This is a genomic window from Coleofasciculus sp. (genome assembly GCF_046539235.1).
Taxonomy (GTDB): domain Bacteria; phylum Cyanobacteriota; class Cyanobacteriia; order Cyanobacteriales; family Coleofasciculaceae; genus Coleofasciculus.
In genome coordinates, this window is the sequence record NZ_JBKHHI010000519.1 from 1 (window position 1) to 4,050 (window position 4,050).

General features: G+C 46.9%; 1 protein-coding gene. It reads left to right on the top strand.

Going from position 1 to position 4,050, the window contains the following annotated elements:
• Positions 1 to 990: 990 nt before the first annotated feature.
• Positions 991 to 3,966, top strand: a complete 2,976-nt coding sequence (locus tag ACLFWI_RS27840) for an efflux RND transporter periplasmic adaptor subunit (RefSeq protein WP_446415630.1) — start codon at positions 991 to 993, stop codon at positions 3,964 to 3,966.
• Positions 3,967 to 4,050 lie beyond the last annotated feature (84 nt).

Sequence of the window (4,050 nt, forward strand, 5' to 3'; positions counted from 1 at the left end):
GGTCGTCCTAATTTTCTCTCATCACAATGAATTAGCCCTGCCTTCAAAAGGGGGAAGCCAGAGGATGCTTCGCGTTTGTTGCACGGGGGAGACCAAAGGATGCTTCGCTTTTTTTGCATGGGGAAGCCAGAGGATGCTTCGCTTTTTTTGCACGGGGGATTTAGGGGGATCGACAATGTACCGCATAGCAGAGCAAACTGCTGTAAGCACGCTGAAACCCAAACGCTGCTGCCAGTCAATGGAAACCAGTTGTCCAGCAAATCGGGTTACTGAATAGAGCAGCAATTGCCAGCAGCAAACTTGGACAGAAAACCTATTAAGTTGAAGGGAAAATCACCTGAATAAAACTCTAGCTTGTTCACTATCCTATACCAAAATAATAAATTTTGCCTTGAGTTTTTTATTAAGTTTTCATAAAGCAGGGAACTTTTTCCTGACGATCAGCAATAGGTGATAAATGTTACAGTTTTTAACTTAACCTACTGGCGTGGCACACCTTAATTGGTGGATTAGAACTGTAGGGGCGCACCGACGTGCGCCCGATTTAACTACTGCCATGACCCAACTAAAATAGGACTTTGTTTGTAGTCAGGGCTTTAGCCCTCTCCGCCTAGCTAGAGAGGGCTAAAGCCCTCACTACGAAGCAAATCTAATCCACCATTTTAGCTGTGTCAGTTCACTACCTTAACTAAGCTGTCATGCATTAATCGGGTATTAGTAGCGAGCAAGATGCAAAGCCTGTGGCATGGCTTCGCTAAACGCACTACCAGGATTTCACCCTAATTGACATTAAAATTTGAATGCCGAAATTACCACTTGCCACGCCAGCCTGTCCTCCGTAAAATTACGGAAACTGCAAACTCCCCATGTCAGCTATTTGTCGTAGAGCCACTGAACTCTCTGTTTAAAGATTTAATAAAGTTATTAAAAATGGTTGATTTCCCTTAACATTTCGGTTTACCCTGCAAATAGGCATCTACTACAAACATCATGCAGGTTGGAAACGAACTCACAGCCAAGGAACAACCAGACTGGACATGTCCAGACATCAGTCCCTACTGGCAACTCAGCCAACAGGCGTCATCCCAACAGTATACTCTGCGATCGCGCCACGATAATCGTTATTTTCCCTTATCTCCAGCAGAGGTTTACGCCCTCAGTCATTTCACCGGAAATTTCACCGTTACTCAACTTCAACAACAATGCCAGAAAAAATATGGTTCAGCCATTTCCCCGAATTTTATCTGGGATTTATTGCAAAAACTGATTACAATTGGCATTCTCACATCAGATGAATCCATTACACCCAACCCACCCGTTGAAACAGACAGAAGGCAAAAAATAAACCATGACAGAGAAATTCCCAATTTAACCCATTCTCAGCCACCGATAGATAATCGGATAGTAGACACCGACAGCACAGCACACCAGCCAAATTATCACCCCCCCAATTCCCCAAAACTTAAACTCAAATCCTGCGTTCAATGGATTCCCCATTCTGACGGTTATTGGATACTACGCAATCCCGAAGATGTCACGTTTCTCCAAGTTGATTCTCAGAGTAAAGCCGCCATCGACCAACTGGGAAAACATCCCCCCGCCGATATCGCCAAATACAATAACCTAACCCTCAATCAACTCCGCTATCTCCTACAACTTCTCACCGCCACGGGGATGTTAGTCGGAACCAAACCCGCCAAACCCCCCAAACGTAAATTCACCCCGCTACAACTCCTCTTTTTCAAAGTTCCCCTATTTAATCCCGACGCTTGGTTAACTCGACATATCAATAAACTGCACTGGATTTGGACTCGTTCAACCTGTCTCATCCTGTGCTTTTTTTTAGCCTTTTCACTCTTCATTGGTTTATCCCAACGTCCCGAAATTCTCCTCACCGGACAACAATTAGTGGCAAATCAGGGCATTTCTCTACTGCTACCCTTTGCCCTACTCGCCATGTTAGTCGTCACCCTACACGAACTCGGACATGCCTTTACCCTGAAACATTACAACGGCATTGTCCCCGAATTCGGGCTACTATTCATGTTTTTAATGCCAGCCGCTTATACCAATACCACAGATTCCTATTGCCTATCGCGATTTAAACGAATCCTAGTCGTCGGCGCAGGTATTATTTGTCAATTAATTATCGCCGCCACCGCCTTTTGGTTATGGCAATCCTCAGCCAATTGGTTAGCCACCGCCAGTTATCTCTTGATGGTTTCAGCACTCTTTACCATCGCCCTCAACCTGAATCCCCTGGCAAAATTTGACGGCTACTATCTCGCCGTCGCCCTCACCGGAATCAACAACCTCCGCAGCCGTTCCTTCCAATTTTATAGCAACCTACTACGCCGACGCCCCAGCCGCGAACCCCGCCATAATCGCCTAATCCTCGCCACTTACGCCCCCTTCAGCCTCCTCTATATCCTCTTCGTCTTCGGTAGCATCTTCACCCTAATCACAAATTGGACATTAACTAACATCCCCTTCTGGACAATTACCTTACTGGGGATTTGGGCAATTTACTATTACTTCCCTCAAACTAAAGCGGAAAACCCAGGAGGGCGACAGAATTCTCCCGCTAAAAAAGCCCATTCAAACACTCAATTAAATACAATGAATAGTTCCTATTCCCAACCCTCCCCCCAAAAACCGTCTCTGCAAGTCGTACCCCCTAAAACCCAACCGACTCCAGCAGAACCATCTACTCAAAAAACCACCAAATCAACCCTTCCTCTAAAGCGCATCGCCATCCTGTTAACCATCGCCACCAGCTTAGGCGTAATCAGCCTTATCCCCACCTCCTTTGAAGTCGGGGGTTCAGTCGAACTCGAAACCCGTGAAGGCGCCAGAACCATTGTTCGCACACCCATAGCCGGAGTAATTACAGACATTTACGTCCAACCCGGAGAAACCGTCCAACCGGGACAAATTCTGGCACAATTATCCAGTTTAGAACTAGACCGAGAAATCGCCACCATCGAACAACAACTCGTCCAAGCCCATCAAGTCTTAGACACCGCCCAGAAACAACGCATCCGCGCCGAAGCCCAACTGGTAGAAGTCCAAGCCGTAGCCGAAGCGATGATGGCAAAAACTCGTCGAGAAAGCTTACGCGCAAAAGCCCTCACTCAAGGACAACTCACCCCCGAAATTCAAGTCTTAAACACCCAACGCCAACGCCTGCAAGAACGCATCCCCGAACTCCAGGAAAAATTACAACGTTATCACCAACTCTACGAACAAGGCGCAATTTCCCGCAACCGCCGCGATGAAGTCGAAAGTGAACTCCACAACATTGAAAGCAACTTAGTCGCCAAAACCCAAGAAATCGCCGCCGCCAAACAAAACCAAACCGATACCGCCCGTGACTTACAAACCGAAACCGCGTCTCAATTTGCCGCCATTGACGCCTCGGAAATGATTGCCCAGGCGGAATCCCAAATGATAACTCAACAACAAGCGATCGCGACGCTAAAAAACCGTCTATCTGAACTGAAAACCTATAAACAAAATCTTACCCTACGTTCTCCCATCGCCGGGGTTATCCTCACCAATCATTTAGACTTGCGGCAAAATCAAGAACTCAAACCCACCGAAGACTTCCTCCTAGAAATCGCTGAACTCAGCAGCCTCACCGCCACGGTAGACATCAAGGAAGAAGACTTAGAATATGTGGAAAACCACAAACCCGTTACCTTCCGTCCCCGCCAAGCTAAACTAAGACCATATACCGCCACCGTGCAACGAATTCTGCCTCAAATTCAGCATGAACCCTCCCAACCCCAACCCATCGCCCAAGTGGAAATTGTTGTGGATAATAGTGATGGTAAACTCTATCCGGGAGCGACAGGATATGCCAAAATCTATTCAGAACGGATTCCCCTGTATCAACGTTTAGGGCGAGAACTCATGCGGTTAGTTCCCTTAGAGCGATTCCTGTGGCGAGAAACGGAAAAGTAAATAGGGTTTGCTGTAGGGAGTTTTATAAGCTTGCCGTAGTGCGAGCATCTTGCTCGCTACATTGAGCATCTTGCTCGCTACATT

Bases quoted from the DNA above. Each gene is read 5' to 3' on its own strand.
- ACLFWI_RS27840 (WP_446415630.1), top strand. From the start codon at position 991: ATGCAGGTTGGAAACGAACTCACAGCCAAGGAACAACCAGACTGGACA.